We start from the raw sequence: 26,531 nt of genomic DNA, 5'->3' as shown, positions 1-26,531 counted from the left end.
TTTTATGCGCTTCCTGTCAGGATTCCGGAGGCACGGACATATCACGGTATTTCACCAGGATCGGGTTCTGCACGTCTGATTTGTTTTGCAGATCCCACAGCCCGCGATCGATACCATCGTTAATCAGGAAGATCACGCCGGTTTCAATGGCTGACATCAGACACATCATGACCGGTTCATTCGAGGTATAACCAATTTCACCTTCCAGTAAACGCTGGTAGTCGATGAAGCGGAATACCCCCGCCTGGACTTCATAAGACAATATCGTTTTGCTGGTGTTTACCGAGGAGAGCACTTCACCGGTACTGACGTTGACGACACGCAGGTTAACGGCAATTTGGTCGAGCTGATACTGGGTATCCGCGCCAATCCCAAAGTAACGTGCTCCCACACCACCCGATTTAACGTTGCTCTCATAACCGATAATCGAGCCTTCGATCATGACGTTTGCCGCAGCCAGAGACTGCAGAGGCATTCGGTTATTGTCCGCGACGGTGCCATTCTCCTGTGCAGCACGAATAATTTTTCGTTCATTTAACAGGTTCTGTAGCCCCTGGCGTTCCAGCGGTATAAACCAGTGCGAATCCTTGAGTGCGGTAACCAGCATGGCGGTGGCGCTTTGCGGCACTGCCGTGGAGAAGTTACTGGCCGGGTAGGGCTTAAATTGCCCTGTTTCATCCTGAATGTTGTATACCGAGACAAATATTTTGCCCGTTGGAGAAGGCAAATGGGTTAAATCACGATAACTCTGAGCCCGAGGCATTAATGTTGGTTTTGCAGCTTCTTTAGGCGGAGCAGTTAAACAACCGCTCAATAAGCACACTGCAACAAATATCAGGAAGCGCTGCATGATCGTTGTCCTTATTTAGCTATTGTTTAAAAGTCAGTTGAATTGCTTTGTAGGCCAGAAACCTCAATGGTGGAGGTTTTTCCGGTTTTACGATCGGTTACGTTCAACTGAAGTTGTCCGTCTCTGTTGGCGATATCGACAATAAAATCGTTGGTCACCATTCGGCCGGGCTTGCCGGTGTTAATGTTTGTCAGCAATCCCCCTAAAATTTGCGACTGGATAGCCTGGGTGAAGTTATCCAGTGCGGAAGGGGTATCAACGGTAAAGTCCTTATAACTGGGATCTTTATAGGAGTTTTGCGCCTGAGCTTCATTCAGCAGGAACGCACCGTTGTTAGGGTTACCGCCAAAGTTAGGGTTACGGAACTGGAACGTCATATTTCCGCCCCAGCAAAGAGGGGTAATAAGCATTATCGAAACAACTGCATATGCAATACGCATGACAGCCTCCGCATATCGGTTCGCTAGAACTCATCTTTTGCTAAATCGCTGGTGCTTAATAGCGCTTTGTCTATTTGCAGGCGATTAATAGCATCTTCAGTTTGAGCCAGTGCTAAGGCCACGTTTTTATCGAAGTCTGTTTTCGAGGGGAATAAAAACGTTTGATAAATAACGTCCTGATTAGCCGTGATGGTTATCCAGCTTCCCCAACGTGCACTGGGCCGCTCGTTGATTGTTAAATTACCCGTGTAGGTACTGTCCCATTTATCACTGAAGGCCCGGTAAAAACTGTGCCCGATCGATGAGACTGTATGGTCAGTTAACAATCCGGGAACTTCGACCTCGACGGCCTGCAGGTTCCCTGCAGCGAGCAAGAAACTCGCTGCGGCGATCCAACTCAACGTGCGCTTCATGTGATTAACGCCTGAGGTTATCGTTTGCCCATGAAACAGCCTGAGTTCGATTTTTAACAGCTATCTTCTTGAAAAGATTATAAAGGTGCGTCTTTACCGTATTTTCGCTGATAAATAACGAACGGGCGATTTCAATATTTGAAGCACCAATGCGTAGTTTGTTCAGGATCTCTTTTTCACGGTGCGTGAGCAGCGCGGATTCCGAACTGTTATAGCGGTAGTTACCGGAGTGCGTGATGAGGTAGCTGGCCAGCTTTTGCGAGAAATAACACTCTCCGCGCAATATGCCCTGCAGACCCTCTACCACCCGGCCTTCTTCTTCAGTGACGTAGAACACGCCATTGATATGCGGCCAGCTTTCAATATCTCTGAAAGGGTATTCATCAGGAGTGTTCAATAATAACACGCGGATATTATTGTTTTTCCTGCTTAAGTTATCTTGCCAGTAATGGATAAGCTTCTTATCAGCTTCCATCATATCAAACAGAATGATGCTGCCAGGCGCAATATCATCAAAAGAACGTTGAATATTATGCAATTTCCCGTTCAATGATAAAGATTGCTTTAAATGTTGTAATAAAGCTGTCGCTTGCAGAGAAGGTTTTGTGATCAACAGTAATGTATGACCATGTAAACTATGGACTTCATTATACATGATGAAACCCCACTTATTTTTGGCACCTGACAGCTGCCCTCCTGAAAAGAGGAAGGCACCAGAAGTACTGACAGATGTTGCACTGCTGTGTGTAGAATCAGAACATAACCTCCACAGGGAGGTAAATATAAAACCAATTTCGTACAGCTAATTTCAATCTAGCTTTTACGAAGTTTAAAGCAAGTGTTAATCATGTAACAAGATGTAAAAATCAATATTAATTTGTGAATATTGGCTGTTTTGAATGTTGTTATTTGATATGAAAGTTGTACATATAAATAGGCGTGCACAGATTTTAAAAATCATACAAATTTTATTAACTGGTTGATTTTATGTCTTAATTTTTATTTTGGAGACGTTAAGCTTTGGTATGAGTAACTGATACTTTCTAAGCCATTATGTTCTCCTCTCTCTGGCTTAAGAAAACACGTCCTGTGTCACGTGATGAACAAAATGCTATCCTGCCGTTACGCTTAAACAACGCGCAGGAACGCGTGGGCAGGCTTGTCGTCGTTGTACGACACAACGCGCATAAATATTCTATAAAAAATTAAACCAGCCTGTGTAATGTGTATTTTTTCTGCAAATTACGACTTTGTGGTGACCTGAGAAATAAAAATAAGCCACGCGGGTGAGATATTTAAAATGTTTCAGCGGACATACTCTTCACCGTAACGACGCGTTAACAAAAAAACGAGTCGTTTAACACGAAATACGAACAGGGTGTTTTCAGGTAGCCGGGTCCAGGGTGACAACATGAAAAACACATCGTTATTTTTGATGTTTACATTACTGGGTGTGCCTGGATTTGTAACCGCGGCTAATACTGATTTGGCAAATGCTGAATATAATTTTGCGGTTAATGAATTAAGTCGTTCATCATTAAATCAGGCAGCCATTATTGGTCAACAGGGCGTATTTAATGACGCTCAGATTCGCCAGGAAGGGTCGAAACTCTTGTCAGTCGTTTCCCAGGATGGTGCAGGCAACAGAGCGAGAGTTGATCAATCAGGGACTTACAATATTGCCTGGATCGATCAGAGCGGTAACGGGAACGATGCAGGTATTACGCAAGATGGATATGGTAATAGTGCAAAAATTATCCAGAAAGGGTCGGGTAATAGAGCAAATATTACGCAGTACGGTACGCAGAAAACCGCAGTTGTAGTGCAGAAACAGTCGCAGATGGCAATTCGCGTTATTCAACGCTAGTTATTTCGCGACGACTTTAATCAATCCGATGGGGGTTTACCATGAAATTTATCAAAGTGGCAGCACTTGCAGCAATCGTAGTTTCTGGTAGTGCTATGGCTGGTATGATTAACCAGGGCGGATGGGGTCATGGACATGGTCATGGCGGATACGGTGGCCCAAATTCAACCCTGAATATTTACCAGAATGGTGGCGGTAACTCCGCGCTGGCCCTGCAGACTGATGCCAGAAATTCAGTTCTGAATATTAGCCAGACCGGTGGCGGTAACGGCGCTGACGTTGGTCAGGGGTCTGACGACAGTAGCATTAACCTGACCCAGAACGGATTTGGCAACAGTGCGACACTTGATCAGTGGAACAGTAAAGATTCCGTGATGAATGTCAGCCAGTACGGTGGCCTTAACGGCGCACTGGTAGACCAGACGGCGTCTAACTCCACCGTCAACGTTACCCAGATTGGCTTTGGTAACCACGCGACAGCTCATCAGTACTGATACTGACATCTGTGCTACAAAAAACAGGGCTGATGCCCTGTTTTTTTTCGGGAGTTAATTATGAATACCTTAATTCTCCTCGCCGCGCTGTCGAGCCAGATAACCTTTCAAACCTCACAGCAGGGCAATATGACCACCATTATTCCGCAGGTCACGTTGACGGAATCGTGTGATTGTCAGGTCCAGATTGTCTCTTTGCGCGAAGGGCAGAGTGGACAAAGTTCATCCCGCCAGCAAAACACACTTTTTATCCCCGCTAATCAGGCGATTGATTTAATGCGCTTGAGTTTAAATATCTCAGCGGGAGACACGGTAACGATCGTGGTAACCGTCACTGATGGAAAAGCACTTCATTTATCACAACAGTGGTCGCCTGGAGGGCGCGCGCTCTAATCATTCATAATATCAATATGTTGCGAAGGTGGCGGGTCTGTGCCGTTGAGCTATGCTGTTATCAGGAACTGTGTCGTAATGTTCCGTAACGTGACACTTCGTTAACATAATGAAGCGCGTTTGCCCCTCATGGACGATTTTCATTGAGGAGTACCTATCGTGACCCACAATTTTGCACATCTTATTTCAGGTTTGGGCCTGCTCGTTTCTGCCTTTATCGTTCCTGCGCATTCGGCCACTTTTGCGGAAGGGGGCGTCATTCACTTTCGCGGTGCAATCGTTGCTGACCCGTGTGAAGTTACGCAGCAACATCGGCAGCTGGCGGTATCGTGCCCGGTTAAAAACCGTATGCAAACCCGTATGGTCAGTTACGACGATGCGCTGAACGGCATGACGACACCTTCCAGCCTGGCGACAGTGGATATGAAATACCTTAATCCTGAAAAAACGCTCGCAGTGGTTCAGATCCAGTACCGCTAATTCGTGTTTTACCGCCGATCGTTTTTCTCAATAACCCCTCTGCGATACACTTAAGAAAAAGGCGGGTAGCAGAGGGCTTTTATGAAACCGCAAATTGAAGTGATTCATGGCGATATTACGACCCAGCATGTCGATGTCATCGTCAATGCGGCCAATCCTTCCCTGATGGGGGGAGGCGGGGTTGACGGTGCTATTCACCGCGCTGCCGGACCGCAGCTGCTGGAAGCCTGTAAAATCGTGCGTCAGCAACAGGGCGAATGCCCGCCGGGCCATACGGTGATTACGCTTGCGGGCAACCTTCCGGCCAAAGCGGTGATTCACGCCGTTGGCCCAGTATGGCAGGGCGGCGACCACCATGAAGCGAGTCTGCTGGAAGAGGCATACCGAAACTGTCTACGGCTTGCCGCCGACAACGGCTACAAAACGATGGCGTTTCCGGCAATTAGCACCGGCGTGTATGGTTATCCTAAGGCGGCAGCGGCGACCATCGCGGTAGAAACCGTCTACCGCTACCTGTCGCTAAAACCGCTGCCAGAGAAGGTGACCTTTGTCTGTTTTGATGAAGACACCCTGCATCTGTATCAGCGGTTGTTGGCGCAGCGCAGACAAGCGCTGGAGAGTTGAAACAAACGTGGCGCACCGTCAGTGCGCCACGCTGCTCAGGCAGTTTTCGTCTGGGGTTTGCCTGAAAACAGGAAACGCAGGAGAGGGATCCGCAGATGGATCTCGTAGAGCACGATCGCCACGCCCACCACAAACACCAGTCCGGTAAAGAAGCCCAGCGTGTTAGAGGCGATATGCGGCGTGATGTAAGCCCCGAAGAACAGCGTCAACGGGTGATGCACCAGATAGATAAACAGTGAAGCATTGACGAAGTAGGTCACGCGGCTGGACTTAAAGTTCAGCAAGCGGTGGCCGAGTGCGAACACCACATTCACCATCCACAAGCCCAGCAGCATAGTGATCACGCTTTCCGTTTCATACATCCAGGCGTCGCCGCTACCGTAGCGCTGGTTCAGCAGATAGGCCGCAAACGCGAAGGCGGCACCCACTGCGCACCACGGTGACGGTGTGGTAAACAAGGCTTTAAGCTTCGGATAAATAAACGCCAGTGCGCCAATTAAAAAGAACGGAATGTAGAACAGCGACTGCATCACCACAAAATTAAACAACCCGTCGCTCAGTATCGGTGGGTAGACGATAAACAGAGTGCGTCTCACGGCGGCATAAGCAACGCCAAGCAGCAAAAAGAGCACCGACAGTTTGCCCAGCGTGACGTTGGCGAAGAAGGCGTCAGCGGTCGTGCTTAAATGACGGCGCAGACGGCTAAAGATCACCAGGCTGACCGTGGTCAGTACCACCAGTACCAGCAGGAACCAGAGGTGAGACACCAGTTCCCAGACCAGCGTATTGTACTTTTCATACAGCGTAAGATTCGGCCAGTTCTCTGCTTTGCCTTTAACATACTGCAGCATAATGAACTGCGGCAGCGTCAGCAGCGGGATGGCGGTCAACATAGGAATACCCACGCGCTCTACGCGGACTTTCCACCAGCGCTTCAGCGGATAGCGTAAAAAAAGCATGTAGGAGAAATAGCCTGAAATGACAAAAAACACCTGCATACGGAAGGCGTGAATAAAGTCATTAAACAGCGTGAGCCACCAGGAGGGCATCTGGCTATTAACATGCCACGTGTGGCTGGAGTAAATCAGTGAAATGTGAAAGGGGATCCCCAATAGCATCAGCCATGCCCGGATCGAGTCGAGGAAATATTCACGTTCTGTTGGTGATGTGCTCATATAACTTTGTGCATTCTCAGACTTTTCGTCTTATCCCTAAGACTCATAATGGTTACATTCGACGCCAACCCTACACCAAGACCGACACACTGTCTCCAGGATAAGCACGCAAAGTGAATCGCGGGTTCTTTCATTTGCTTAATCCATGAGCCAGTAGCTGAACAAAGCAGTGATTATGTTGTCGGATTGCCTGAGTTTCCATTAAAATGGATCGGATCGATATAAGCACACAAAGGGGGAAGTGCTTACTTATTATGAAACATAAACCACAGATGATGAAAATGCGTTGGGTGGGTGCTGCAGTCGTGTTATCACTGTATACCTCATCGGCACTGGCCTTTAACATCGACGATGTCGCAAAACAGGCAAAATCGATGGCAGGCAAGAGCTACGAAGCGCCGAAAAGTAACTTGCCCTCCGTTTTCCGCGACATGAAGTATGCGGACTATCAGCAGATCCAGTTCAATCACGATAAAGCGTACTGGAACAACATTAAAACCCCGTTCAAGCTTGAATTTTATCATCAGGGTATGTACTTCGACACGCCTGTTGCCATCAATGAAGTGACGGCGACCGCGGTACGTAAGATCAAGTACAGCCCGGATTACTTCAATTTTGGCAATGTGCAACACGACAAAGATACGGTGAAAGACCTGGGCTTCGCAGGCTTCAAGGTGCTTTACCCGATTAACAGCAAAGATAAAAACGACGAAATCGTCAGCATGCTTGGCGCCAGCTACTTCCGCGTGATTGGCGCGGGGCAGGTGTACGGGCTTTCTGCGCGTGGTCTGGCCATTGATACCGCGCTGCCATCAGGTGAAGAGTTTCCGCGTTTCCGCGAGTTCTGGATTGAACGTCCAAAACCAACGGACAAACGTCTGACTATTTATGCGCTGCTGGACTCCCCGCGCGCAACCGGTGCCTATCGCTTTGTGATTATGCCGGGTCGTGACACGGTCGTTGACGTGCAGTCTAAAGTCTATCTGCGTGACAAAGTGGGCAAACTGGGCGTTGCGCCGCTGACCAGTATGTTCCTGTTTGGGCCAAACCAGCCGTCGCCGGCAACCAACTTCCGCCCGGAACTGCATGACTCCAATGGTCTGTCTATTCATGCCGGTAACGGTGAGTGGATCTGGCGTCCGCTGAATAATCCGAAACATCTGGCAGTAAGCAGCTTTGCGATGGAAAACCCGCAGGGCTTTGGCCTGCTGCAGCGTGGCCGTCAGTTCTCTCGCTTTGAAGATTTGGACGATCGTTATGACCTGCGTCCAAGCGCCTGGGTTACGCCTAAAGGCGACTGGGGTAAAGGCAAGGTAGAGCTGGTTGAAATTCCAACCAACGACGAAACCAACGATAACATCGTCGCTTACTGGACGCCGGATCAACTGCCGGAAGCCGGCAAAGAGATGAACTTTAAGTACACCATTACCTTCAGCCGCGACGAAGATAAGCTGCATGCGCCGGATAACGCGTATGTGATGCAGACTCGCCGCTCAACGGGTGATGTGAAGCAGTCTAACCTTATCCGTCAGCCTGACGGTACCGTGGCGTTTGTCGTGGACTTCACAGGCCAGGATATGAAGAAACTGTCTCCGGATACGGCGGTGTCGGCTCAGGCCAGCATTGGTGATAACGGTGAAATCGTTGAAAACACGGTGCGTTACAATCCGGTAACCAAAGGCTGGCGTCTGACCCTGCGCGTGAAAGTGAAAGATCCGAAACAGACCACTGAAATGCGTGCTGCGCTGGTCAGTGACGATCAGCCGCTGAGTGAAACCTGGAGCTATCAGCTACCTGCCAATGAATAATACATCTGAATATATTGATGCCATGCCGCTGACGGATATCGAAAAAGCGGCGCTGCCTAAGAGCGACATCCGCGCGGTTCACACCGCGCTGGATGGTGAACATCGTCAGTTTTCCCGTGATGATGATACGCCGCTGGGGTCAGTAAAAGCGCGTCTGGAGCAGGCATGGCCAGACTCGCTGGCAGAAGGGCAGTTGATTAAAGACGACGAAGGACGCGATCAGCTTCAGGCGATGCCGAAGGCGACGCGTTCCTCTATGTTCCCCGATCCATGGCGCACCAACCCGGTTGGCCGCTTCTGGGATCGCCTGCGTGGGCGTGATGTGACGCCGCGCTATCTGTCACGCCTGACGAAAGAAGAGCAGGCCTCTGAGCAGAAATGGCGTACCGTGGGGACTATTCGCCGTTACATCCTGCTGCTTCTGACGCTGGCACAAACGGTTGTCGCGACCTGGTACATGAAAACCATTCTGCCTTACCAGGGCTGGGCGTTTATTAACCCAACGGACATGATGGGCCAGGATCTCTGGGTCTCCTTCATGCAGCTACTGCCTTATATCCTGCAAAGCGGCATCCTCCTGCTGTTTGCGGTTCTGTTCTGCTGGGTTTCGGCAGGTTTCTGGACCGCGCTAATGGGCTTCCTGCAATTGCTGATGGGGCGGGACAAATACAGCATTTCAGCGTCAACGGTCGGGGATGAACCCCTCAATCCTGAGCACCGTACCGCGCTGATCATGCCTATTTGTAACGAAGACGTTGACCGCGTATTTGCGGGCCTGCGTGCGACCTGGGAGTCCGTCAAGGCGACCGGCAACGCGGCGCATTTCGACGTCTATATCCTGAGCGACAGTTACAACCCGGATATCTGCGTTGCAGAACAAAAAGCGTGGATGGAGCTGATTGCAGAAGTACAGGGCGAAGGCCAGATCTTCTACCGTCGTCGTCGCCGTCGTGTGAAGCGTAAAAGCGGTAACATCGATGACTTCTGCCGTCGCTGGGGTAACCAGTACAGCTACATGGTGGTGCTGGATGCGGACTCCGTCATGAGCGGTGACTGCCTGAGCGGTCTGGTGCGTCTGATGGAAGCCAACCCGAACGCGGGGATCATTCAGTCTTCGCCAAAAGCGTCCGGTATGGACACGCTTTATGCGCGCTGCCAGCAGTTTGCCACCCGTGTTTACGGGCCACTGTTTACTGCCGGTCTGCACTTCTGGCAGTTGGGTGAATCGCACTACTGGGGTCACAACGCCATTATTCGCGTGAAGCCGTTCATTGAACACTGTGCGCTGGCGCCGCTGCCAGGTGAGGGTTCGTTTGCCGGTTCTATTCTGTCGCATGACTTCGTGGAAGCTGCGCTGATGCGTCGTGCGGGCTGGGGCGTCTGGATTGCCTACGACCTCCCGGGATCGTACGAAGAGCTGCCGCCAAACCTGCTGGATGAGCTCAAGCGTGACCGCCGCTGGTGCCACGGCAACCTGATGAACTTCCGCCTGTTCCTTGTCAAAGGGATGCACCCGGTTCACCGCGCGGTGTTCCTGACGGGCGTGATGTCTTATCTCTCTGCACCGCTGTGGTTCATGTTCCTTGCGCTCTCTACTGCATTGCAGGTCGTCCATGCTTTGACGGAGCCGCAATACTTCCTGCAACCGCGCCAGCTGTTCCCGGTGTGGCCGCAGTGGCGTCCGGAGCTGGCAATTGCGCTGTTTGCGTCTACCATGGTGCTGCTGTTCCTGCCTAAGCTGCTCAGTATCATCCTGATCTGGTGCAAAGGTTCGAAAGAGTACGGCGGTTTCTTCCGCGTGACCCTTTCACTGCTGCTGGAAGTGCTGTTCTCCGTGCTGCTGGCACCGGTGCGTATGCTGTTCCACACCGTGTTTGTGGTCAGTGCGTTCCTGGGCTGGGAAGTGGTCTGGAACTCACCGCAGCGTGATGACGACTCCACGCCGTGGGGCGAAGCCTTCATGCGTCACGGTTCTCAGCTGCTGCTGGGGCTGGTGTGGGCGGCGGGCATGGCCTGGCTGGATCTGCGCTTCCTGTTCTGGCTGGCGCCGATTGTCTTCTCGCTGATCCTGTCGCCGTTCGTCTCTGTGATCTCCAGCCGTTCAACGGTGGGACTGCGGACTAAACGCTGGAAACTGTTCCTGATCCCGGAAGAGTACTCCCCGCCGAAGGTGCTGGTGGATACCGATACCTATCTGGAGCAGAACCGCAATCGCACGCTGGATGATGGCTTTATGCACGCCGTGTTTAACCCGTCATTTAACGCCCTGGCAACAGCCATGGCGACGGCGCGTCACCGTGCAAGTCATGTGCTGGAGATTGCCCGCGATCGTCACGTTGAGCAGGCGCTTAACGAGACGCCGGAAAAACTCAACCGCGACCGTCGTCTGGTGCTGCTGAGCGATCCGGTCACGATGGCAAGGCTTCACTATCGCGTATGGTCCGCTCCGGAAAAGTATTCTTCGTGGGTGAACTACTACAAAGACGTGAAGCTGAATCCGCTTGCACTGAAGGCGAAGTAAGTTGTTAACCAGGGCGGGTAAGCGTAGCGCCACCCGCCAGATAAAAATACCGGCTTAATCGCCGGTATTTTTTTAGAGGTAACTTATGAGAATAATCATCGTCGTCCTGATGGCATGCCTGCTTAGCGGCTGCGGCAGCATCATCAGCCGCACTATTCCAGGGCAGGGCCATGGGAATCAGTATTACCCGGGTGTGAAATGGGATGTGCGTGATTCCGCGTGGCGCTACCTGACCGTGCTCGATCTGCCGTTTTCGCTGATTTTCGACACGCTGTTGCTGCCCATCGATGCCAGCCACGGCCCGTACGAGTAGCGTAAATCAACGCTCGTCCCACTCATCGGCTGCGGTTTGACCTTCTTCCGTATCCAGCGGAGGTTCGAGCTGAAATTCGCCTTCATCCCACTCGTGCAGGGTGTTCTCTTCCAGCCACTCCTGCCGTAACTCGATTTCGTCATAATCACCATCAAAGACGGCCTGCGCGCCTTCACCGCTCAGGACCGGCAAACATTCCCCTTCTTCACCTTCATCAGCAAAGAATTCGGCCTGCCACATAATATCCCCGTCCTGCAGAACGTATTTTTGGATATTAAGTTGTTGCACGTCAGCATCTTCTTCCTCAACACCGGGATTGTCGGCGAGGAACTCTTCGCGAGCGGCATCAATTGCTTCTTCCAGCGTACTATAGAATACATATTCTTTATCGGACATAATGAGTTCCTCATTGATTATGTTTATCAAATGTATAGGTGCATGAATGCGAACTGTCAAAGCCTACATTTATAGTAGGGTATCGAGCTTACAGCAGGTTTGACCTGCCCCCAGAGTTAGATACAACCTTCAGTTAGTAATGTCGGTTGGTTTTTCTTCATATTTCCCGTTTCGCCAGCCCGCTGCAAATTCAGCCGGCGTCAGGTAATTCAGTGATGAATGTGGTCGACACTCGTTATAATCCAGTCGCCAGTCATTAATGATCTTCCTGGCGTGAACAATATCGCTGAACCAGTGCTCATTCAGGCATTCATCACGAAAGCGTCCGTTAAAACTCTCAATAAATCCGTTCTGCGTTGGCTTGCCGGGCTGGATAAGTCGCAGCTCCACACCATGCTCAAAAGCCCACTGATCGAGTGCGCGGCAGGTAAACTCCGGGCCCTGATCGGTTCTTATCGTAGCCGGATAGCCGCGAAACAGCGCAATGCTGTCCAGAATACGCGTGACCTGCACGCCTGAAATCCCGAAGGCAACAGTGACCGTCAGGCATTCCTTTGTGAAATCATCCACGCAGGTCAGGCACTTGATCCTGCGACCTGTGGCCAGTGCGTCCATGACGAAATCCATTGACCAGGTCAGATTGGGCGCCATCGGGCGGAGCAGCGGCAGACGTTCTGTTGCCAGCCCTTTACGACGTCGTCTGCGTTTTACACTCAGGCCATTAAGTTGATAGATGCGGTAAACCCGCTTGTGGTTAACGCAAAGACCTTCACGTCGCAGAAGCTGCCAGATACGCCGGTAACCAAAACGGCGGCGTTCAAGTGCCAGCTCTGTGATGCGTAGAGACAGCTGCGCGTCAGCAGCCGGACGCTGAGCCGAATATCGGCAGGTTGACAGGGACAGACCTGCCAGCCCGCAGGCACGACGTTGCGACAGACCCTTAGCCTCGCACATGACTTCCACGGCTTCCCGCTTCTGGTCTGTCGTCAGTACTTTCGCCCAAGAGCCACCTGAAGCGCCTCCTTATCCAGCATGGCTTCAGCAAGCAGCTTCTTGAGTCTGGCGTTCTCTTCCTCAAGCGACTTCAGGCGCTTAACCTCAGGCACCTCCATACCGCCATACTTCTTACGCCATGTGTAAAAGGTGGCGTCGGAAATGGCGTGCTTACGGCAGAGCTCACGGGCAGAAACGCCGGCTTCGGCCTCGCGGAGAATACATATGATCTGTTCGTCGGAAAAACGCTTCTTCATGGGGATGTCCTCATGTGGCTTATGAAGACATTACTAACATCACGGTGTATTAATCAACGGGGAGCAGGTCAGCGGGTATCGGACGTCTCAGTTACTACCAGTACTTAAGAAACAACCCAACACACATTACCTGTGTTGAACTCAATCCAGAGTACGTAATGATCGGGAAGAGGGTACTACCTGAAGCTGAATGGATCGTTGGTGACGCTCTCCAGTACTCAGCAGACCGTTTCTATGATGTTGCCTATGGCAATCCTCCTTTCGGCAAGATCAACACATCAGAAGCGTATACAGGCCGTTATACAGGCTCAGAGTTTGAATACAAGGTGATTGAACATGCCAGTACTTTTTCATCCTTTGGGGCATGGATCGTACCGCAAGGTTCCGCAGGGTTTAAGTACTCAGGCCATAGGTACTTTGACGCTACAGTACAGACAGCCAAGTACCAGAAGTTTGTTAATGATACTGGGTACACGTTTCAACCAGGGGTAGGGATTGATACCAGTATCTACAAGGACGAATGGAACGGTACGAAAGTAATTTGTGAGAGCGTCTTAGTTGATTATGACGGCACAAATTCATGATGTATTTTACTTTACGCTTCTTCCAGCGTGGCGTACATGGTCATTGGTGTCTCCCTGTTTTCCAGAAGGTTTCAGGGAAAGAATAGCTGAAGATCGGATTCTGCAAGTATGAATGCGAAAATAAGCCGTCAGGCTTTCGCCTTATTCTGTCGTGGGGCGTAACGCGCGGGATAAACTCAACCACGAATACATCGCGTTGAACAACACCACGCCCGCCGTCACGATAAAGACGGCGCGGAAACCAAAGCTGGCGGATATACCTGCACCGAGAAGCGGTCCGGTCACATTACCAATATCGCGAAATGACTGGTTATAGCTAAAAATACGCCCCGCAATCTGGTTCGTGGAGTTGTAAACCAGCAGGGTCTGTACGGCGGGCAGTAACGCCCCGTCGGCGGCGCCCAGTAAAAAGCGCAGAACCCCCAGTTGCCACGGAGAGTGCACCATCGACATGGGGACAAGCAGCAGGACGGAGATCACCAGTGCGCAGATCAGAATTTTTTCCGGGCCCACCCGATCCCCCAGCTTGCCCAGCCTCGGGGCGCTAAGCAGCGCCGCCACGCCGGGCACGGAGGCAATCAGCCCGCTGATAAAGGCGATGTTACTGACATCACCCGCCAGGTCACGCACGTAGAGCGTCAGAATTGGCGCAATCGAGCCGGTAGCGACCTGAATAATCATTGTCGTGACGAACAGGCTCAGCACCAGTCTGGGATTCTTAAGCGAGGTCAGCACGTCTCTGGCATGGAGCATCTCTTTTTTGGCGACAGGCGTGAAGTTCTCACGGATACAGAGCAGAGTGACGATAAAGCACAGGAACAGCACGCTGGCGGTGATGAAAAAGACCGGGCGCAGGCCGTAATTATCCGCCAGCAGTCCTCCGGCCAGTGGCCCCAGCAAGGCGCCACTTACGCCACCGGTGGAGAGCGTCCCAAGCGCCCAGCCGCTCTTATGGCGCGGAATTTGCGTGGCAATCAGGGCATTCGCATTGGGAATAAATCCGCCCAGTAAACCCAGCAATGCCCGCAATACCAGGAACTGCCAGACGTTTTGCGCGACCCCCATCAGCGCCATGATGATGGCCATCCCCAGTGCAGAACGTAGGAGCATAATTTTTCGGCCCTTGCGATCGGCAAGGCCACCCCAGAAGGGTGAGGCAATCGCGGAGAAGAGAAACGTAATGCTGAAGACCAGTCCAGACCACATATTGAGCGCGCTGTGGCCCGTCACGCCCAGTTGTTCGACGTAGAGCGGCAGGAAAGGCATAACCAGGCTGAACGCCGCACCGGTAAGAAAACAGCCAAGCCACGCAACCGTGAGGTTACGTTTCCAGTTTATGGGGGCATCTGAGGGTGACATAACATTCCGCATAATGAGGTGCTGAGCACCTGAGGCATAAAGTAATAAGCCTGCTAATTATGCGCCTGGGTTATGATTGCCGCAATGCGGAAGCGCTTTTAAAGCTAAAACAGGAGGCGGCCCGAATGGGGCCGCATGAGGATCAATAGCGGGACGGTGTGCCCTGTGGTCGCGTTTTAAAGCGGCGATGTAGCCACATATACTGCTCAGGGGCCAGCATGATGCACTTCTCTACAACGCTGTTCATCCAGCGCGCGGTGGTTTCTGCATCGTCTAACGGCGGCGCGAGCTCCGGTTCGAGCATCATCAGCTCGTAGCCTGAGCCATCCGGCATACGGCGGGGCACAAAGGGGACGATGGCGGCTTTGGACATCCGTGCCAGCATCCAGGTGCCGGTGGTGGTGGCCGCCTCTTCAACGGCAAAGAACGGCACAAATACGCTCGACTGCGGACCGTAGTCGTGGTCGGGAGCATACCAGACCACTTCACCGGATTTAAGGGCGCGGATCATGCCCTTCAGATCCTTACGGTCGATCATGCTTTTATTGGAGCGCATGCGGCCGTTGGTCTGAATGAGATCGATAACCGGGTTGTCGTTTGGACGATAAACACCGATGCCGGGCGCCTGCATGCCAAACATCCGCGCCCCGATCTCCAGCGTCAGAAAATGAACACCGATCAGCAGAACGCCGGTCTGGTTAGCCTGAAGCGTATGCACGGGCTCCATGCCGGTTCCCGTCACTTTGCTCCAGCGCGCCATGCGCTTATCTGACCAGAACCACGCCATACCGGTTTCCATGAGCCCCATACCGACGGATTCGAAATTCTTCGTGACCATATCGTGGCGCTCTGCCTCGCTCATCTGCGGGAAGCACAGCTCAAGATTTCGGTACGCGATGCGCGCCCGACGCTTCATGAACGTTAGCGCGATTCGGCCTAACGATTTACCTAACCGGAAGATAACAGGGTAGGGAAGCTGTACCAGTAGCCATAAAAAGCCAATGCCAAGCCAGGTCATCCAATAGCGAGGGTGCAAAAGGGCGACGGTAAATTTGGGTAACTGGGTCATGTCTTTCCTGTGTTCAAACGTCCTGTTTCGCTATTGTCGCATTTTTTGAGACGTTGCCAAAATATCTGCCAACGAAACCTGTACGACGAGAGCAATTGTTAAACCTGATTAATCAGGGTGTGTGAAATGTAGCGTAAATTGTGTGGATGTAAATTGGTTTTGTTTGCTATATGATGCCGACCGATTTTTCATTCTCTCTAACGATTCCAGGACTGTACACCATGCCAGTGTTACACAACCGCGTGTCGAATGAGATGTTAAGAGCGCGTATGTTGGCTGAAACCGAACCGCGCACAACCATCTCTTTCTATAAATACTTCACGATCGACGATCCGCAGGCGACCCGCGATGCACTTTATCAGGCTTTCACAGCCCTGAACGTTTTCGGGCGCGTCTACCTTGCCCGCGAAGGCATCAACGCGCAGATTAGCGTACCGGAAAGCAAAGTCAGCGCTTTCCGCGAGTGTCTTTATCGCTTCGACCCCGCTCTCGACGGCTTACGCCTGAACATTGCCCTGGACGATGACGGGAAATCCTTCTGGGTGCTGCGCATGAAGGTGCGTGAACGCATTGTGGCGGACGGTATTGACGATCCTGAATTTAACCCGGCGAACGTCGGTGAATATCTGAAGGCAGCGGAAGTGAATGCGATGCTGGACGATCCGGATGCCGTGTTCATTGATATGCGTAACCACTATGAATACGAAGTGGGGCATTTCGAGAACGCGATGGAAATCCCGGCCGACACCTTCCGCGAGCAACTGCCCAAGGCGGTTGAGATGATGCAGGAGCATAAAGATAAAAAAATCGTTATGTACTGCACCGGCGGTATCCGCTGTGAGAAAGCCAGCGCGTGGATGAAGCACAACGGCTTTAATAAGGTCTGGCATATTGAAGGCGGCATTATCGAGTACGCCCGCCGCGCCCGCGAGCAGGGTTTACCGGTGCGTTTTATCGGGAAAAACTTTGTCTTTGACGAGCGTATGGGTGAGCGTATCTCGGAAGACGTTATTGCCCAGTGCCACCAGTGCGGTGCGCCGTGCGATACCCATACCAACTGTAAAAACGACGGTTGCCATCTGCTGTTCATCCAGTGCCCTGCCTGTGCCGAGAAGTTTAACGGTTGCTGCAGTGAACTGTGCAGTGAAGAGAGTATTCTGCCGGAAGAAGAGCAGCGTCGGCGTCGTGCGGGACGAGAAAACGGCAATAAGATTTTTAATAAATCACGCGGCCGTCTGAATACCAAACTGGGTATTCCCGACCCGGAATGATAATAACGCCCGGCAGGCGAGATCCTGCCGGGCGAATCTATTATGACTTCTGCTGCACACCTTCAACAGAAATAACCAGCTCAACATCCTGAGACGCCGGACCCAAATCCGTTGTGATATTAAAATCTTTCAGGTGAATTTTTCCTGCCGCTTCAAAACCTGCGCGTTTACCCCCCCACGGATCGTCACCCTGGCCGATCAATTTTGCATCCAGAGTCACGGGTTTCGTAACGCCATTCAGGGTAAGATTACCGGTAATATTCAACTTATCACCGTCTTTTTTCACGTCCGTAGAGGTGAAAGTCGCTTTCGGGAATTTAGTGACGTTCAGGAACTCTGCGCTGCGCAGGTGTTTATCGCGCTCAGCATGATTGGTGTCAACGCTGTTGGTATTAATGGTCACATTGACTTTATCCGCCGCAGGATTTTTCTCGTCAAAGGTGAATGTGCCGTCAAAATCTTTAAAGGTACCGTACAGCCAGCTGTATCCCAGATGCTGAATACGGAAATTGACGAACGCGTGCTGGCCCTCTTTATCAATTTTATAATCCGCCGCCACGGCGGAACCGGTGGTGAATAACAGAGAGCCCAGTGCGATACCCAGCAGGTGTTTTTTCATTTTATACTCCAGAGTCAACTGACGAGCGGCCAAGCATGCGCTTGAGCGTATCGTCTTTATCAATAAAGTGGTGTTTAAGGGCGGCAAGTCCGTGCAGCACGGACAGGATCACCACGCTCCAGGCAAGCCAGAGGTGGACCACCCCCGCCGTGTCGGCCTGAACCCCAGCATCACTGAGCGTTGCTGGCACCTCGAACAGACCAAAAACGCTGATCGGCTTGCCGTCTGCCGTCGAAATGAGATAGCCGCTGATCAGAATGGCGAAGAGCAGCGCATAAAGTGCAATATGCGCGGCGACAGCACTGAAACGGGTTAATTTACTGTGGGTCTTTGGTGCTGCAGGTGGCGGGGAGATATGTCGCCATATCACGCGGAAAATCAGCCCCAGCATCAGCAAAACGCCGATGCTTTTATGCAACTCCGGCGCCTGGTGATACCAGCCGTCGTAATAGCTGAGCGTGACCATCCATAGTCCAAGTCCGAACATGCCATAGACGGCAATGGCAAATATCCAGTGCAAACTTATGGATATTATTCCGTAGCGCCGGGAGGAGTTACGCAATTGCATCAGAATGTCCATTTTCAAATTAACCGAAACGTAAAAATGAACGGGAAGACAAGATATTGCAACTGAAATAAGAGTATATGGATTTTTATTTTATTTATTTCAGCAATTTTGAAAAGGAACCGCAAAGGTAATTCAAAGGCTTCGTGCAAGGCGCAATAAGCAGGGGGAAAGAGATTAAATAAACATAAAGTAACGTCAATAAATGTCAGTCAACGCTTTCAATAAAATACAATGTAAATAAAATCAACGATTGCAAGTAGTGCCCACAGTAAGATATAGAGCATAAAATGTTCGCGAATATTATTGACGAGAAAACTCACGATCCTGCGCATAATGCCCCATGATTCACCGTAAAGAAAACGGGCCCCGAACTGTCCGGAGCCCATAGCGATTATCCGTTAAAACGCGCGAGTGAGAAGGGCGTCAGATCAAACTGAGGCGTGATACCCTGAGCAAATTGCGCGGCGATTTCACCCAGCACGGAAGCGAACTTAAATCCGTGTCCGCTCAGCCCGGTAATGAGCAGGGTGTTGTCATGTCCTGGCAGCGTATCAATGATAAAGTCTTCATCCGGCGTGTTGTCGTAGGTGCAGGCCGCGCCGTAGAGCAGGCCACCCACGCCCGGGAGAATATTGCGCAGGAATGAGAAGGCTTCTGAACCATCCTGCGGACAAGCACCAAACGGTTTACGCTCGTCAGGTGAGGAGATAACTTGCCCCCCGTTGTGTTTTCCAATCTTGAGCGCGTCTTTTTCGGAAGGGAAACCGTAGAACTGATCGCCATTGGGCAACTCGCCGGTGAACGCCGGGAATTTATTCTGGGCACTGTAGCGACCATCCGACTGGAACCACGAAAAGACCTTACGCACGGGCTGGATCGGCAGGTCTGGCAGCAGGCGGGTGACCCAGGTTCCAGCGCTGATAAGCAAACGAGACGCCGAATATTCACCGTCCAGAGTCGTTACCGTCACGCCATCTGCGTTATGCGTGATGGCCTCCACCGGACAGTTAAACAATTGCGCACAGCCCGCTTTGGCGGCAAGGTCGATCCAGGTTTTGATGGCGGTTTCACAGTGCAACACCCCGGAGTTGGCTTCAAAGAGGCCAATATAATCGTCCGGGACGGTAATTTCTGGCCAGCGCGCGGTGATAGCCGGCGCGTCCAGCTTCTCAACCTCCAGATTAAAGGCCTTTGCGCTGCGTTCCACATTAGCCAGAAATTCCGAACGGGCCGGGCCAAGATTGATGACGCCCGTACGTTCGAAAATGCGCTCTTCAGTCTCTTTAGCCAGCGCGTCCCACAGCGTCTGGGCACGAAGCACCAGCGGAACATAGCGTTCCCCCTCGCCATAGGCATGGCGAATGAGACGCGTGTCGCCGTGGTGGCTACCTTCGCTATGGGGCGGCAGGTGAGAGTCAATCATCAGGACATTGAGTCCTGCCTGTGTCGCGTAATACCCGGCGGCCGATCCTACGGAGCCACTGCCAATAATGATTAGGTCATATCTCATATGCATCTCGTCACGTACGTTTTTTTTAGCAGAGTAATTAACAAAGCGGGTGCAAACAAGCGGGAAATAAATAAGGCACCGCGTGGGTGCCTGTTGAAAGAAAAGTGAGCATTCGGTTAGTGCCGTTTATACTCATTTTCCTGATAGTCGCCAGATTCTATTTTTGCAATTCCTGCCTCTAAAATAGAAATAAACTGACGGGCGACGTCTGTCGTAAGCCACAGCGTCTGTCCAACTTCCGCTTCTTCACGGTTCAGCTGATTTGGGGTCTGGTAGTGCAAACGCAGCATCAGTGCATCGTAGCTGTCTACGGTACTGATATCCCAGCCAACGAGTGGGTGGGTCTGGATGACTTCGCTATTCTTTTCCATTATAACCCCCATAATGCGTGTTAGAAGACAACGACTTCGAGGTTCAATGCATGTTTTTCTGAAAGCAACTTCAGTATACAAGTAATAAGGGTTCCTAAGGGAAAAATAAACAGCTAGCAACACATTTTTCTGCTTTTTAGGATTGTTCGAGCAATAAAACACCATCTTGTTCACGATTTTTAAAGAAGTTGCCGAATTATTTTGAACTTTCTGGAATTTCAGGCAAAAAAAAGCCGGGGCGACCCGGCAAAAAACACAATGAGGGAGCAGTGTTAATCTGTGATGAACCAGTCGTCAGCGCTCTCCCACGTTTCCTGCAGGATTTCGCTGATGCGATCTTTATCTTCTTTTGCACCGCCAATGACGGAAAGGTTGTTCGCCGCGGCGTAACGAACAGTGACGGCGCCTGCATTGTCGGGGAAGGTGTTATGAATACGACGGGATAATTCGCCAGCCAGTGCGTCAAGCGCGCCAGCAGGCAGAACGGTAGTTTTGGCTATGGTGACTTCAATACGCATAAATGCCCCCTGTGTAATATACTGTTTATTTATACAGGTATATTGTTCGTTTGACAACAAGGGGCGTTGATTATTTAGCGTTTTACCGTCCAGTTGACGGTTTCGCCTGCCAGGAAGGGGATCAGCGTATCATCCGTCAGGGCAATGGATGCCTCCACCTGGCTCGCTTTGCGCTCCAGTTCAATGAACGTGTCATTGACCGGCAGGCCGTAAAAGCGCGGGCCGTTGAGGGAGCAGAACGCTTCGAAATGTTCCAGCGCGTCCATCTCTTCAAATACCGTTGCATAGCTGGCAAGGGCCGTAGGGGCGTTGAAACAGCCTGCGCAGCCGCAGCTCGCCTCTTTACGATGGCGGGCGTGAGGCGCGGAGTCTGTGCCGAGGAAAACACGTGAGAAACCGCTGGCAACCAGTTCGCGCAGCGCCTGCTGGTGAACGTTGCGCTTAAGGATCGGCAGGCAGTACAGGTGAGGGCGTACCCCGCCTACCAGCATGTGGTTACGGTTAAACATCAGATGCTGTGGGGTGATGGTGGCGGCAATCAACTCGTTGCCGTCACGCACATATTCTGCGGCGTCTTTGGTGGTGATATGTTCAAAGACCACTTTAAGCGCAGGCAGGCGCTGACGCAGCGGTTCCATTACGGTCTCGATAAAGCGGGCTTCACGGTCGAAGATATCAATCTCGGCATGCGTGACTTCGCCGTGTACCAGCAACGGCATGCCCAGTTTCTGCATACGTTCCAGCACCGGCATGATGGCATCAATGCTGGTGACGCCGTGGCTGGAGTTGGTGGTGGCGTTTGCAGGATAGAGTTTCGCCGCCGTAAAAACGCCTTCGTTAAACCCGCGCTCAACTTCGTCCGGATCGAGAGAATCGGTCAGATAGCAGGTCATCAGCGGGGTGAAATCATGTCCAGCCGGGACGGCATCCAGAATGCGCTGGCGGTAGGCAATCGCGGCATCGACGGAGGTGACTGGCGGAACCAGGTTTGGCATGACAATCGCGCGGCCATAAATTTCACTGGTATAAGGCACGACGGTTTTCAGCATATCGCCATCGCGCAGATGGATATGCCAGTCGTCAGGGCGGCGGATTTTAAGAACCTGGGGTTGTGCAGTCATGGAAGCTCCGGCTTGTCAGGAATCAGTCATAAGGATGGCTGTTTTTGCCGGACACAAATCATAAGCGGAAACGTTTTCGTTTGCACACTTTTCCGTAAAAAAAAGGGCGCCGCAGCGCCCTTCAGGTTAATCGGTGAAAGGAATGATGATTTCTCCCGGTTTCACCTCTATCCCTTTTGCGTATTTTTTCGCAAGGGCTTCACCCTTACTTTTGTCTTCGCTTAAGACATACGCCGGTTGCTGATTGAAATAGTTACGCAGCGACTGGTTCAGATAGGGCATCAGGGTTTGCAGAACCGGTGCCATCTTGTCCGGTGAAACCTGCGCATCGACCACTTCCATCTCCTGCAGGAAAATCGCGCCCTTCTCTTTGTTGAAAACCGGAAGTGCCTTCAGCTTGAGCTTGATGTTGGCTTTCTGGTTGCCAAAAAGGGAGGTCATATCAAGGCTGGCATCCCCGGCGAGGGTGACTTTGTTGGGCTCTTCACGACCAATCTGGCTGGTGAGATTGGTGAGAATGATATGCGCATCGGCAAGGCCTGGCACACCAATGTCTTTGGAGAAATTGTTATGTTTTTCCAGCGCCTGATTAATTTCCTGTTCACTGACGGTGTATTGCGTAAGCTGATTGCAGCCCACCAGCAGGCCGCTAACGATAAATGCGGCGGCAATGACAATTTTCTTCATAGTGTTCCTCAACGAAAAATCGGCGCTTCTGTCCTGTAGCGTCAGTATGTCAGTGTGAAATGGCAGAAACCAGCAGAAAATACTGAGAAGTGAGGCGGGAGAGTTCTCCCGCCAACGAGAAGGATTATGCGCCGGGCTCGAGCATACCGCTCGCGCTGCGCTTCTGGCTGAACTGCCACCAGAGGGCCAGTAACGTCATAAAGCCCACTGCGCCGAGCATCATCCACGGCAGTTCCGGTTGATTCAGCGCTTTACCGGCATCGAACAGCCAGCCGCCGCCGGTGTAGCCTAACGCGCCACCAAAGGCCAGACCGAGTCGGCTGAATGCCATATAGCTGCCGCGGGCACGCGCGTCCGCAAGCGAGGCGCTCAGCGTTTCCCGGGCGGGCTCGGCGATGATGGAGCCGATATAGAAGGTGCAAATCAGTGTAAACAGCTGCTGGAGCGAGCTCACCAGACCGATCGGCATCATGCTCAGCGTCATCAGAAACAGCCCGGCCATCAGGCGATGTTCCAGGCGAAAACGCCGTTCGCTCCAGCGGGCGATGGGGTAGAGCAGCGTCAGTGACAGGCAGGCTTCAATGGCGTACATCCATTTAACGGCAGCAGGCGTGCCCGCAATATCGTTTACCATGATCGGCAGCATCAGCATCACCTGCACGGCCAGCATGTAATACCCGGTCAGGGTCAATACGTAGGTGACAAAACGCTTGTCGCGAAGCACGCGACCTAGCCCTTCGCGCACCGGCGCTTTTACCGTCGACAGTTTCCAGGCGGGAAGATAGAGACCGTTAAACAGCGCGCACAGAATAAAGAGTACCGCCCCGGCCGCACAGACCAGACGGAAATCGTACTGCAGCAGCCAGCTTCCCAGCAATGCGCCAACCACCGCGCCGGCACTGTCCTGCATCATCAGAATGGAGAAGAAACGCCCCCGGTGCTGCGGGCGAATCAGCTTCACCACCAGCGCGGTACGGGGCGGGTCAAACAGCGTGCCGCCGATACCTGAGAGGAAGCAGGAGAACCAGAGCAGCCAGGGCTCGTGGGCAACGGCCATCGTGGCAAAGCCTGCCGCGCGGAGCAGCATACCGGTCACGATCATCGGTTTAGCGCCAAAGCGGTCAGCGATCGCGCCGCCAAAGACGCCCAGACCCTGCTGGACAAACTGACGCAGTCCCAGGGCAATACCGACCATTACCGCCGCCCAGCCCATTTGATCGACAAAGCGGATCGAGATGAGAGGGAATACGACAAAAAAGCCGAGCACGACCAGCATGTTATCGACTAACAGGAAATATTTACCCAGGCTCCTCGCCTGTGATACGCGGGACATTTTCCCTCCAGGGAAAATAAGAAGGTGAGCACGCTAACATTCTGCGGTGTCGCCACGTTTTTTCCCACCCCTGGACGCGACAATATTTTTTTATCAAAAGGGTGCTTTGATAGAGAGTTTTCATTGAAAAAGGTGAAAAGAGGTGAAAATGGTATGTCACTGTTTTCACAGACGGCACGGGCGCAGGTATAGTAAAGCTAATGGGCAAGCTGAAGTGACGGGAAGGAGTGGTATTGATGTTTGGCTATCGCAGTAATGTGCCAAAAGTGCGTCTGACAACGGACCGGCTGGTCGTTCGTCTGGTGCATGAGCGTGATGCCTGGCGTCTGGCGGATTATTACGCCGAGAATCGCCAGTTTTTGAAACCCTGGGAACCCGTTCGGGATGAGAGCCATTGTTACCCCTCCGGCTGGCAGGCGCGCCTCAGCATGATTGCGGAATTTCATAAGCAGGGTAGCGCGTTTTATTTTGCGTTGCTGGATCCAGAAGAGAAAGAAATTATCGGGATCGCTAATTTCTCGAATGTGGTGCGCGGGTCGTTTCACGCCTGTTACCTTGGCTACTCCATCGGTCAGAAATGGCAGGGGCAGGGGCTGATGTACGAGGCGTTAACGGCGGCCATCCGCTATATGCAACGTACGCAACACATTCATCGCATTATGGCGAACTATATGCCGCATAATCAGCGCAGCGGAAATTTACTGGCGCGCTTAGGGTTCGAGAAAGAAGGTTACGCCAAAGACTATTTGTTGATAGACGGCGAGTGGCGTGACCACGTGCTGACGGCGTTAACCACCCGTGACTGGACTGCAGGTCGTTAAGGAGAAAAGATGAAGTATCAGCTAAACGGTACAGAAGCGCGCGTGATTGGGTGCTTACTCGAAAAACAGGTCACCACGCCGGAACAGTATCCGCTTTCTGTTAACGCCGTGACCATGGCCTGTAACCAAAAAACGAACCGTGAGCCGGTGATGAACCTCAGCGAGCATGACGTTCAGGACGTGCTGGATGCGCTGGTAAAACGCCACTATCTGCGCACCGTCAGCGGCTTCGGTAACCGCGTGACCAAATACGAACAGCGTTTCTGTAACTCCGAATTTGGCGACCTGAAGCTGAGCAGCGCCGAAGTGGCGGTCGTTACTACGCTGCTGTTGCGCGGGGCGCAGACGCCGGGGGAGCTGCGCACGCGTGCTTCCCGTATGCATGAGTTTAGCGACATGCAGGAAGTTGAGCAGACGCTGGAGGGGCTGGCCGCACGTGAAGATGGCCCGTACGTTGTCCGTCTGGCCCGCGAGCCGGGTAAACGTGAAAGCCGCTATATGCATCTCTTCTGCGGTGACGTTGATATTTCAGTTAAGTCTCCTGTAACCGATATAACAACTGGCGATGACGATTTGGTTGCCCGTGTGGAGGCTCTGGAAGGTGAGGTTGCCGGGTTGAAACAACGTCTGGATGCATTACTGGCACATTTGGGAGACTGACGGTGAAAAAATTACGCATTGGCGTCGTGGGGCTGGGCGGAATAGCGCAAAAAGCCTGGCTACCGGTTTTAGGGGCTGCGACCGACTGGACGCTGCAAGGCGCATGGTCTCCTGGCCGTGAAAAAGCAGAGCGTATCTGCGCAACCTGGCGCATTCCGTATGCCGCCTCGCTGCAGGATCTGGCCCGCGAGTGTGACGCCGTCTTTGTGCATACCTCCACGGCCACCCACTATCAGGTGGTCAGCGAGCTGCTCAATGCGGGCGTCCACGTCTGCGTGGATAAACCGCTGGCGGAAAACGTGCAGGACGCCGAACGCCTGATTGATCTGGCGGCGCGTAAAAACCTGACCCTGATGGTGGGGTTTAACCGCCGCTTTGCGCCGCTTTACCAGCAGCTGAAAGCGCAGTCCGGCAATATGGCTTCGCTGCGTATGGATAAGCATCGTACCGACAGCGTAGGGCCGAACGATCTGCGTTTTACCCTTCTTGATGATTATCTTCACGTGGTGGATACCGCGCTGTGGCTGAGCAACGGTAATGCACAGCTGAAAAGCGGCACCCTGGTCACTAACGAAAGGGGGGAGATGGTGTACGCGGAACACCATTTTGCCGTTGAGCATCTTCAGATTACCACCAGTATGCACCGTCGTGCGGGCAGCCAGCGTGAGTTCGTTCAGGCCGTCACCGACGGTGCGCTGTATGACATTACCGATATGCGCGAGTGGCGCGAAGAGAAGGGCAATGGCGTTGTTACGCCTCCTGCACCCGGCTGGCAAAGTACGCTTGAGCAGCGTGGTTTCGCAGGATGTGCCCGTCACTTCATCACCTGTGTGCAAAATCAGATGGTTCCTGAAACATCCGGCGAGCAGGCCATTCTGGCGCAGCGCATTGTGGAAAGGCTCTGGCGCGATGCCATGAGTGAATAATTCGCTGTAACATCTGCCGATAGTAATTCGATGAAATCCGGTTAGACTAAGCGCCGCTTGTTGGCTTTGCCGGGTGGCGCTTACGCTAAC

Annotated in this window: 31 protein-coding genes; 13 read left to right on the top strand and 18 right to left on the bottom strand. The window is 52.2% G+C overall.

Annotation, left to right across the window (positions count from 1 at the left end; translation table 11 throughout):
* Positions 1–16 precede the first annotated feature (16 nt).
* The 4 genes from csgG to csgD are packed head-to-tail and all read right to left on the bottom strand — an operon-like array spanning position 17 to position 2,358.
* Positions 17–850 carry a curli production assembly/transport protein CsgG gene (csgG, locus tag O1723_RS13410; RefSeq protein WP_014883331.1) on the bottom strand — a complete coding sequence of 278 codons (834 nt, stop codon included), beginning with the start codon at positions 848–850 and terminating at the stop codon, positions 17–19.
* A 26-nt stretch (positions 851–876) separates the two neighbouring features.
* Complete coding sequence (csgF, locus tag O1723_RS13405) at positions 877–1,290, bottom strand: curli production assembly/transport protein CsgF (RefSeq protein WP_014883332.1); 414 nt, start codon at positions 1,288–1,290, stop codon at positions 877–879.
* A gap of 23 nt (positions 1,291–1,313) precedes the next feature.
* Positions 1,314–1,703 (bottom strand): curli production assembly/transport protein CsgE, encoded by a 390-nt coding sequence (csgE, locus tag O1723_RS13400; RefSeq protein WP_014883333.1) that lies wholly within the window; start codon positions 1,701–1,703, stop codon positions 1,314–1,316.
* Between the two features lie 4 nt (positions 1,704–1,707).
* The gene (gene csgD / locus O1723_RS13395) at positions 1,708–2,358 is read right to left on the bottom strand and encodes a biofilm master transcriptional regulator CsgD (protein ID WP_014883334.1); all 651 of its coding nucleotides are present in this window, start codon (positions 2,356–2,358) and stop codon (positions 1,708–1,710) included.
* A gap of 756 nt (positions 2,359–3,114) precedes the next feature.
* Here csgD and csgB point away from each other — a divergent pair.
* The 5 genes from csgB to ymdB all read left to right on the top strand — a co-directional run bounded on the left by csgB (position 3,115) and on the right by ymdB (position 5,561).
* Entirely contained in the window at positions 3,115–3,570 is a 456-nt protein-coding gene (csgB, locus tag O1723_RS13390) for a curli minor subunit CsgB (protein ID WP_014883335.1), read from the top strand.
* A 41-nt stretch (positions 3,571–3,611) separates the two neighbouring features.
* Positions 3,612–4,064 (top strand): curli major subunit CsgA, encoded by a 453-nt coding sequence (gene csgA, locus O1723_RS13385; protein WP_014883336.1) that lies wholly within the window; start codon positions 3,612–3,614, stop codon positions 4,062–4,064.
* Positions 4,065–4,124: 60 nt separating this feature from the next.
* Entirely contained in the window at positions 4,125–4,457 is a 333-nt protein-coding gene (gene csgC / locus O1723_RS13380) for a curli assembly chaperone CsgC (RefSeq protein ID WP_023337081.1), read from the top strand.
* 159 nt (positions 4,458–4,616) lie between these two features.
* Positions 4,617–4,937, top strand: coding sequence for a fimbrial protein (locus O1723_RS13375; protein WP_248190798.1), 321 nt, complete (start codon positions 4,617–4,619; stop codon positions 4,935–4,937).
* 81 nt (positions 4,938–5,018) lie between these two features.
* The gene (gene ymdB, locus O1723_RS13370) at positions 5,019–5,561 is read left to right on the top strand and encodes an O-acetyl-ADP-ribose deacetylase (RefSeq protein WP_023337082.1); all 543 of its coding nucleotides are present in this window, start codon (positions 5,019–5,021) and stop codon (positions 5,559–5,561) included.
* 35 nt (positions 5,562–5,596) lie between these two features.
* Here ymdB and mdoC read toward each other — a convergent pair whose 3' ends face one another.
* Positions 5,597–6,736, bottom strand: coding sequence for a glucans biosynthesis protein MdoC (gene mdoC / locus O1723_RS13365; RefSeq protein ID WP_023337083.1), 1,140 nt, complete (start codon positions 6,734–6,736; stop codon positions 5,597–5,599).
* A gap of 254 nt (positions 6,737–6,990) precedes the next feature.
* Between mdoC and mdoG the strand changes: the two genes are divergently transcribed.
* The 3 genes from mdoG to O1723_RS13350 all read left to right on the top strand — a co-directional run bounded on the left by mdoG (position 6,991) and on the right by O1723_RS13350 (position 11,378).
* Positions 6,991–8,544, top strand: a complete 1,554-nt coding sequence (mdoG, locus tag O1723_RS13360; RefSeq protein ID WP_032628846.1) for a glucans biosynthesis protein MdoG — start codon at positions 6,991–6,993, stop codon at positions 8,542–8,544.
* Entirely contained in the window at positions 8,537–11,065 is a 2,529-nt protein-coding gene (gene mdoH, locus O1723_RS13355) for a glucans biosynthesis glucosyltransferase MdoH (RefSeq protein WP_023338244.1), read from the top strand. Before mdoG ends, mdoH begins: the two co-directional genes overlap by 8 nt.
* Positions 11,066–11,150: 85 nt before the next feature.
* Positions 11,151–11,378, top strand: coding sequence for a YceK/YidQ family lipoprotein (locus tag O1723_RS13350; protein WP_014883343.1), 228 nt, complete (start codon positions 11,151–11,153; stop codon positions 11,376–11,378).
* Positions 11,379–11,384: 6 nt separating this feature from the next.
* Here the strand turns inward: O1723_RS13350 and O1723_RS13345 are convergent, their stop codons facing one another.
* Positions 11,385–11,774 carry a MysB family protein gene (locus O1723_RS13345; RefSeq protein ID WP_021240785.1) on the bottom strand — a complete coding sequence of 130 codons (390 nt, stop codon included), beginning with the start codon at positions 11,772–11,774 and terminating at the stop codon, positions 11,385–11,387.
* Positions 11,775–11,903: 129 nt separating this feature from the next.
* A protein-coding gene (locus tag O1723_RS13340; RefSeq protein WP_100245182.1) for an IS3-like element ISKpn34 family transposase occupies positions 11,904–13,024 on the bottom strand; the annotation gives its coding sequence in 2 pieces (ribosomal slippage) (positions 11,904–12,766 and positions 12,766–13,024; 1,122 coding nt in all).
* A gap of 158 nt (positions 13,025–13,182) precedes the next feature.
* On the opposite strand from O1723_RS13340, the gene O1723_RS13335 reads away from it, so the two are divergent.
* The gene (locus O1723_RS13335; RefSeq protein WP_242527778.1) at positions 13,183–13,608 is read left to right on the top strand and encodes a class I SAM-dependent methyltransferase; all 426 of its coding nucleotides are present in this window, start codon (positions 13,183–13,185) and stop codon (positions 13,606–13,608) included.
* A 141-nt stretch (positions 13,609–13,749) separates the two neighbouring features.
* On the opposite strand, the gene mdtG is transcribed toward O1723_RS13335, so the two are convergent.
* Both mdtG and O1723_RS13325 read right to left on the bottom strand, forming a co-directional pair.
* On the bottom strand, positions 13,750–14,967 hold the full coding sequence (mdtG, locus tag O1723_RS13330) for a multidrug efflux MFS transporter MdtG (RefSeq protein ID WP_014883344.1): 1,218 nt from the start codon (positions 14,965–14,967) through the stop codon (positions 13,750–13,752).
* A 142-nt stretch (positions 14,968–15,109) separates the two neighbouring features.
* Positions 15,110–16,036 carry a Kdo(2)-lipid IV(A) acyltransferase gene (locus O1723_RS13325; RefSeq protein WP_023332678.1) on the bottom strand — a complete coding sequence of 309 codons (927 nt, stop codon included), beginning with the start codon at positions 16,034–16,036 and terminating at the stop codon, positions 15,110–15,112.
* Between the two features lie 221 nt (positions 16,037–16,257).
* Here O1723_RS13325 and trhO point away from each other — a divergent pair, with 221 nt between their 5' ends.
* Positions 16,258–17,307 carry an oxygen-dependent tRNA uridine(34) hydroxylase TrhO gene (gene trhO, locus O1723_RS13320; protein WP_014883346.1) on the top strand — a complete coding sequence of 350 codons (1,050 nt, stop codon included), beginning with the start codon at positions 16,258–16,260 and terminating at the stop codon, positions 17,305–17,307.
* Positions 17,308–17,347: 40 nt separating this feature from the next.
* Here trhO and O1723_RS13315 read toward each other — a convergent pair whose 3' ends face one another.
* From O1723_RS13315 to mdtH, 9 genes are all read right to left on the bottom strand, one after another.
* Positions 17,348–17,926 carry a YceI family protein gene (locus O1723_RS13315; RefSeq protein WP_014883347.1) on the bottom strand — a complete coding sequence of 193 codons (579 nt, stop codon included), beginning with the start codon at positions 17,924–17,926 and terminating at the stop codon, positions 17,348–17,350.
* Position 17,927: 1 nt separating this feature from the next.
* Positions 17,928–18,494, bottom strand: coding sequence for a cytochrome b (locus O1723_RS13310; protein WP_014883348.1), 567 nt, complete (start codon positions 18,492–18,494; stop codon positions 17,928–17,930).
* Between the two features lie 218 nt (positions 18,495–18,712).
* Entirely contained in the window at positions 18,713–18,826 is a 114-nt protein-coding gene (locus O1723_RS13305; RefSeq protein WP_014883349.1) for a YceO family protein, read from the bottom strand.
* Positions 18,827–18,885: 59 nt separating this feature from the next.
* Positions 18,886–20,004: an N-methyl-L-tryptophan oxidase gene (gene solA, locus O1723_RS13300; RefSeq protein WP_014883350.1), complete on the bottom strand. Its 1,119-nt coding sequence runs from the start codon at positions 20,002–20,004 to the stop codon at positions 18,886–18,888.
* 116 nt (positions 20,005–20,120) lie between these two features.
* A complete protein-coding gene (bssS, locus tag O1723_RS13295; protein ID WP_008500827.1) occupies positions 20,121–20,375 on the bottom strand; it encodes a biofilm formation regulator BssS in 255 nt (84 codons plus the stop codon).
* Positions 20,376–20,647: 272 nt separating this feature from the next.
* Entirely contained in the window at positions 20,648–20,893 is a 246-nt protein-coding gene (dinI, locus tag O1723_RS13290; RefSeq protein ID WP_014883351.1) for a DNA damage-inducible protein I, read from the bottom strand.
* A 74-nt stretch (positions 20,894–20,967) separates the two neighbouring features.
* Positions 20,968–22,014, bottom strand: coding sequence for a dihydroorotase (pyrC, locus tag O1723_RS13285; protein ID WP_014883352.1), 1,047 nt, complete (start codon positions 22,012–22,014; stop codon positions 20,968–20,970).
* Between the two features lie 126 nt (positions 22,015–22,140).
* Positions 22,141–22,701 carry a lipoprotein gene (locus tag O1723_RS13280; protein ID WP_014883353.1) on the bottom strand — a complete coding sequence of 187 codons (561 nt, stop codon included), beginning with the start codon at positions 22,699–22,701 and terminating at the stop codon, positions 22,141–22,143.
* Between the two features lie 124 nt (positions 22,702–22,825).
* Positions 22,826–24,034: a multidrug efflux MFS transporter MdtH gene (gene mdtH / locus O1723_RS13275; RefSeq protein WP_023337086.1), complete on the bottom strand. Its 1,209-nt coding sequence runs from the start codon at positions 24,032–24,034 to the stop codon at positions 22,826–22,828.
* Positions 24,035–24,270: 236 nt separating this feature from the next.
* Between mdtH and rimJ the strand changes: the two genes are divergently transcribed.
* Genes rimJ through O1723_RS13260 form a run of 3 tightly spaced genes read left to right on the top strand, consistent with a single transcriptional unit; the run spans position 24,271 to position 26,441 of the window.
* Positions 24,271–24,855, top strand: a complete 585-nt coding sequence (gene rimJ, locus O1723_RS13270) for a ribosomal protein S5-alanine N-acetyltransferase (RefSeq protein ID WP_014883355.1) — start codon at positions 24,271–24,273, stop codon at positions 24,853–24,855.
* A gap of 9 nt (positions 24,856–24,864) precedes the next feature.
* A complete protein-coding gene (locus O1723_RS13265; protein ID WP_014883356.1) occupies positions 24,865–25,515 on the top strand; it encodes a YceH family protein in 651 nt (216 codons plus the stop codon).
* Positions 25,516–25,517: 2 nt separating this feature from the next.
* Positions 25,518–26,441, top strand: coding sequence for a Gfo/Idh/MocA family protein (locus O1723_RS13260; RefSeq protein WP_014883357.1), 924 nt, complete (start codon positions 25,518–25,520; stop codon positions 26,439–26,441).
* Positions 26,442–26,531 lie beyond the last annotated feature (90 nt).

The sequence above is a fragment of the Enterobacter cloacae complex sp. HYC080_NIDB genome (genome assembly GCF_056673325.1).
The sequence above is the reverse complement of the archived record's forward strand: the minus strand, read 5'-3'. Positions and strand labels throughout refer to the sequence as shown.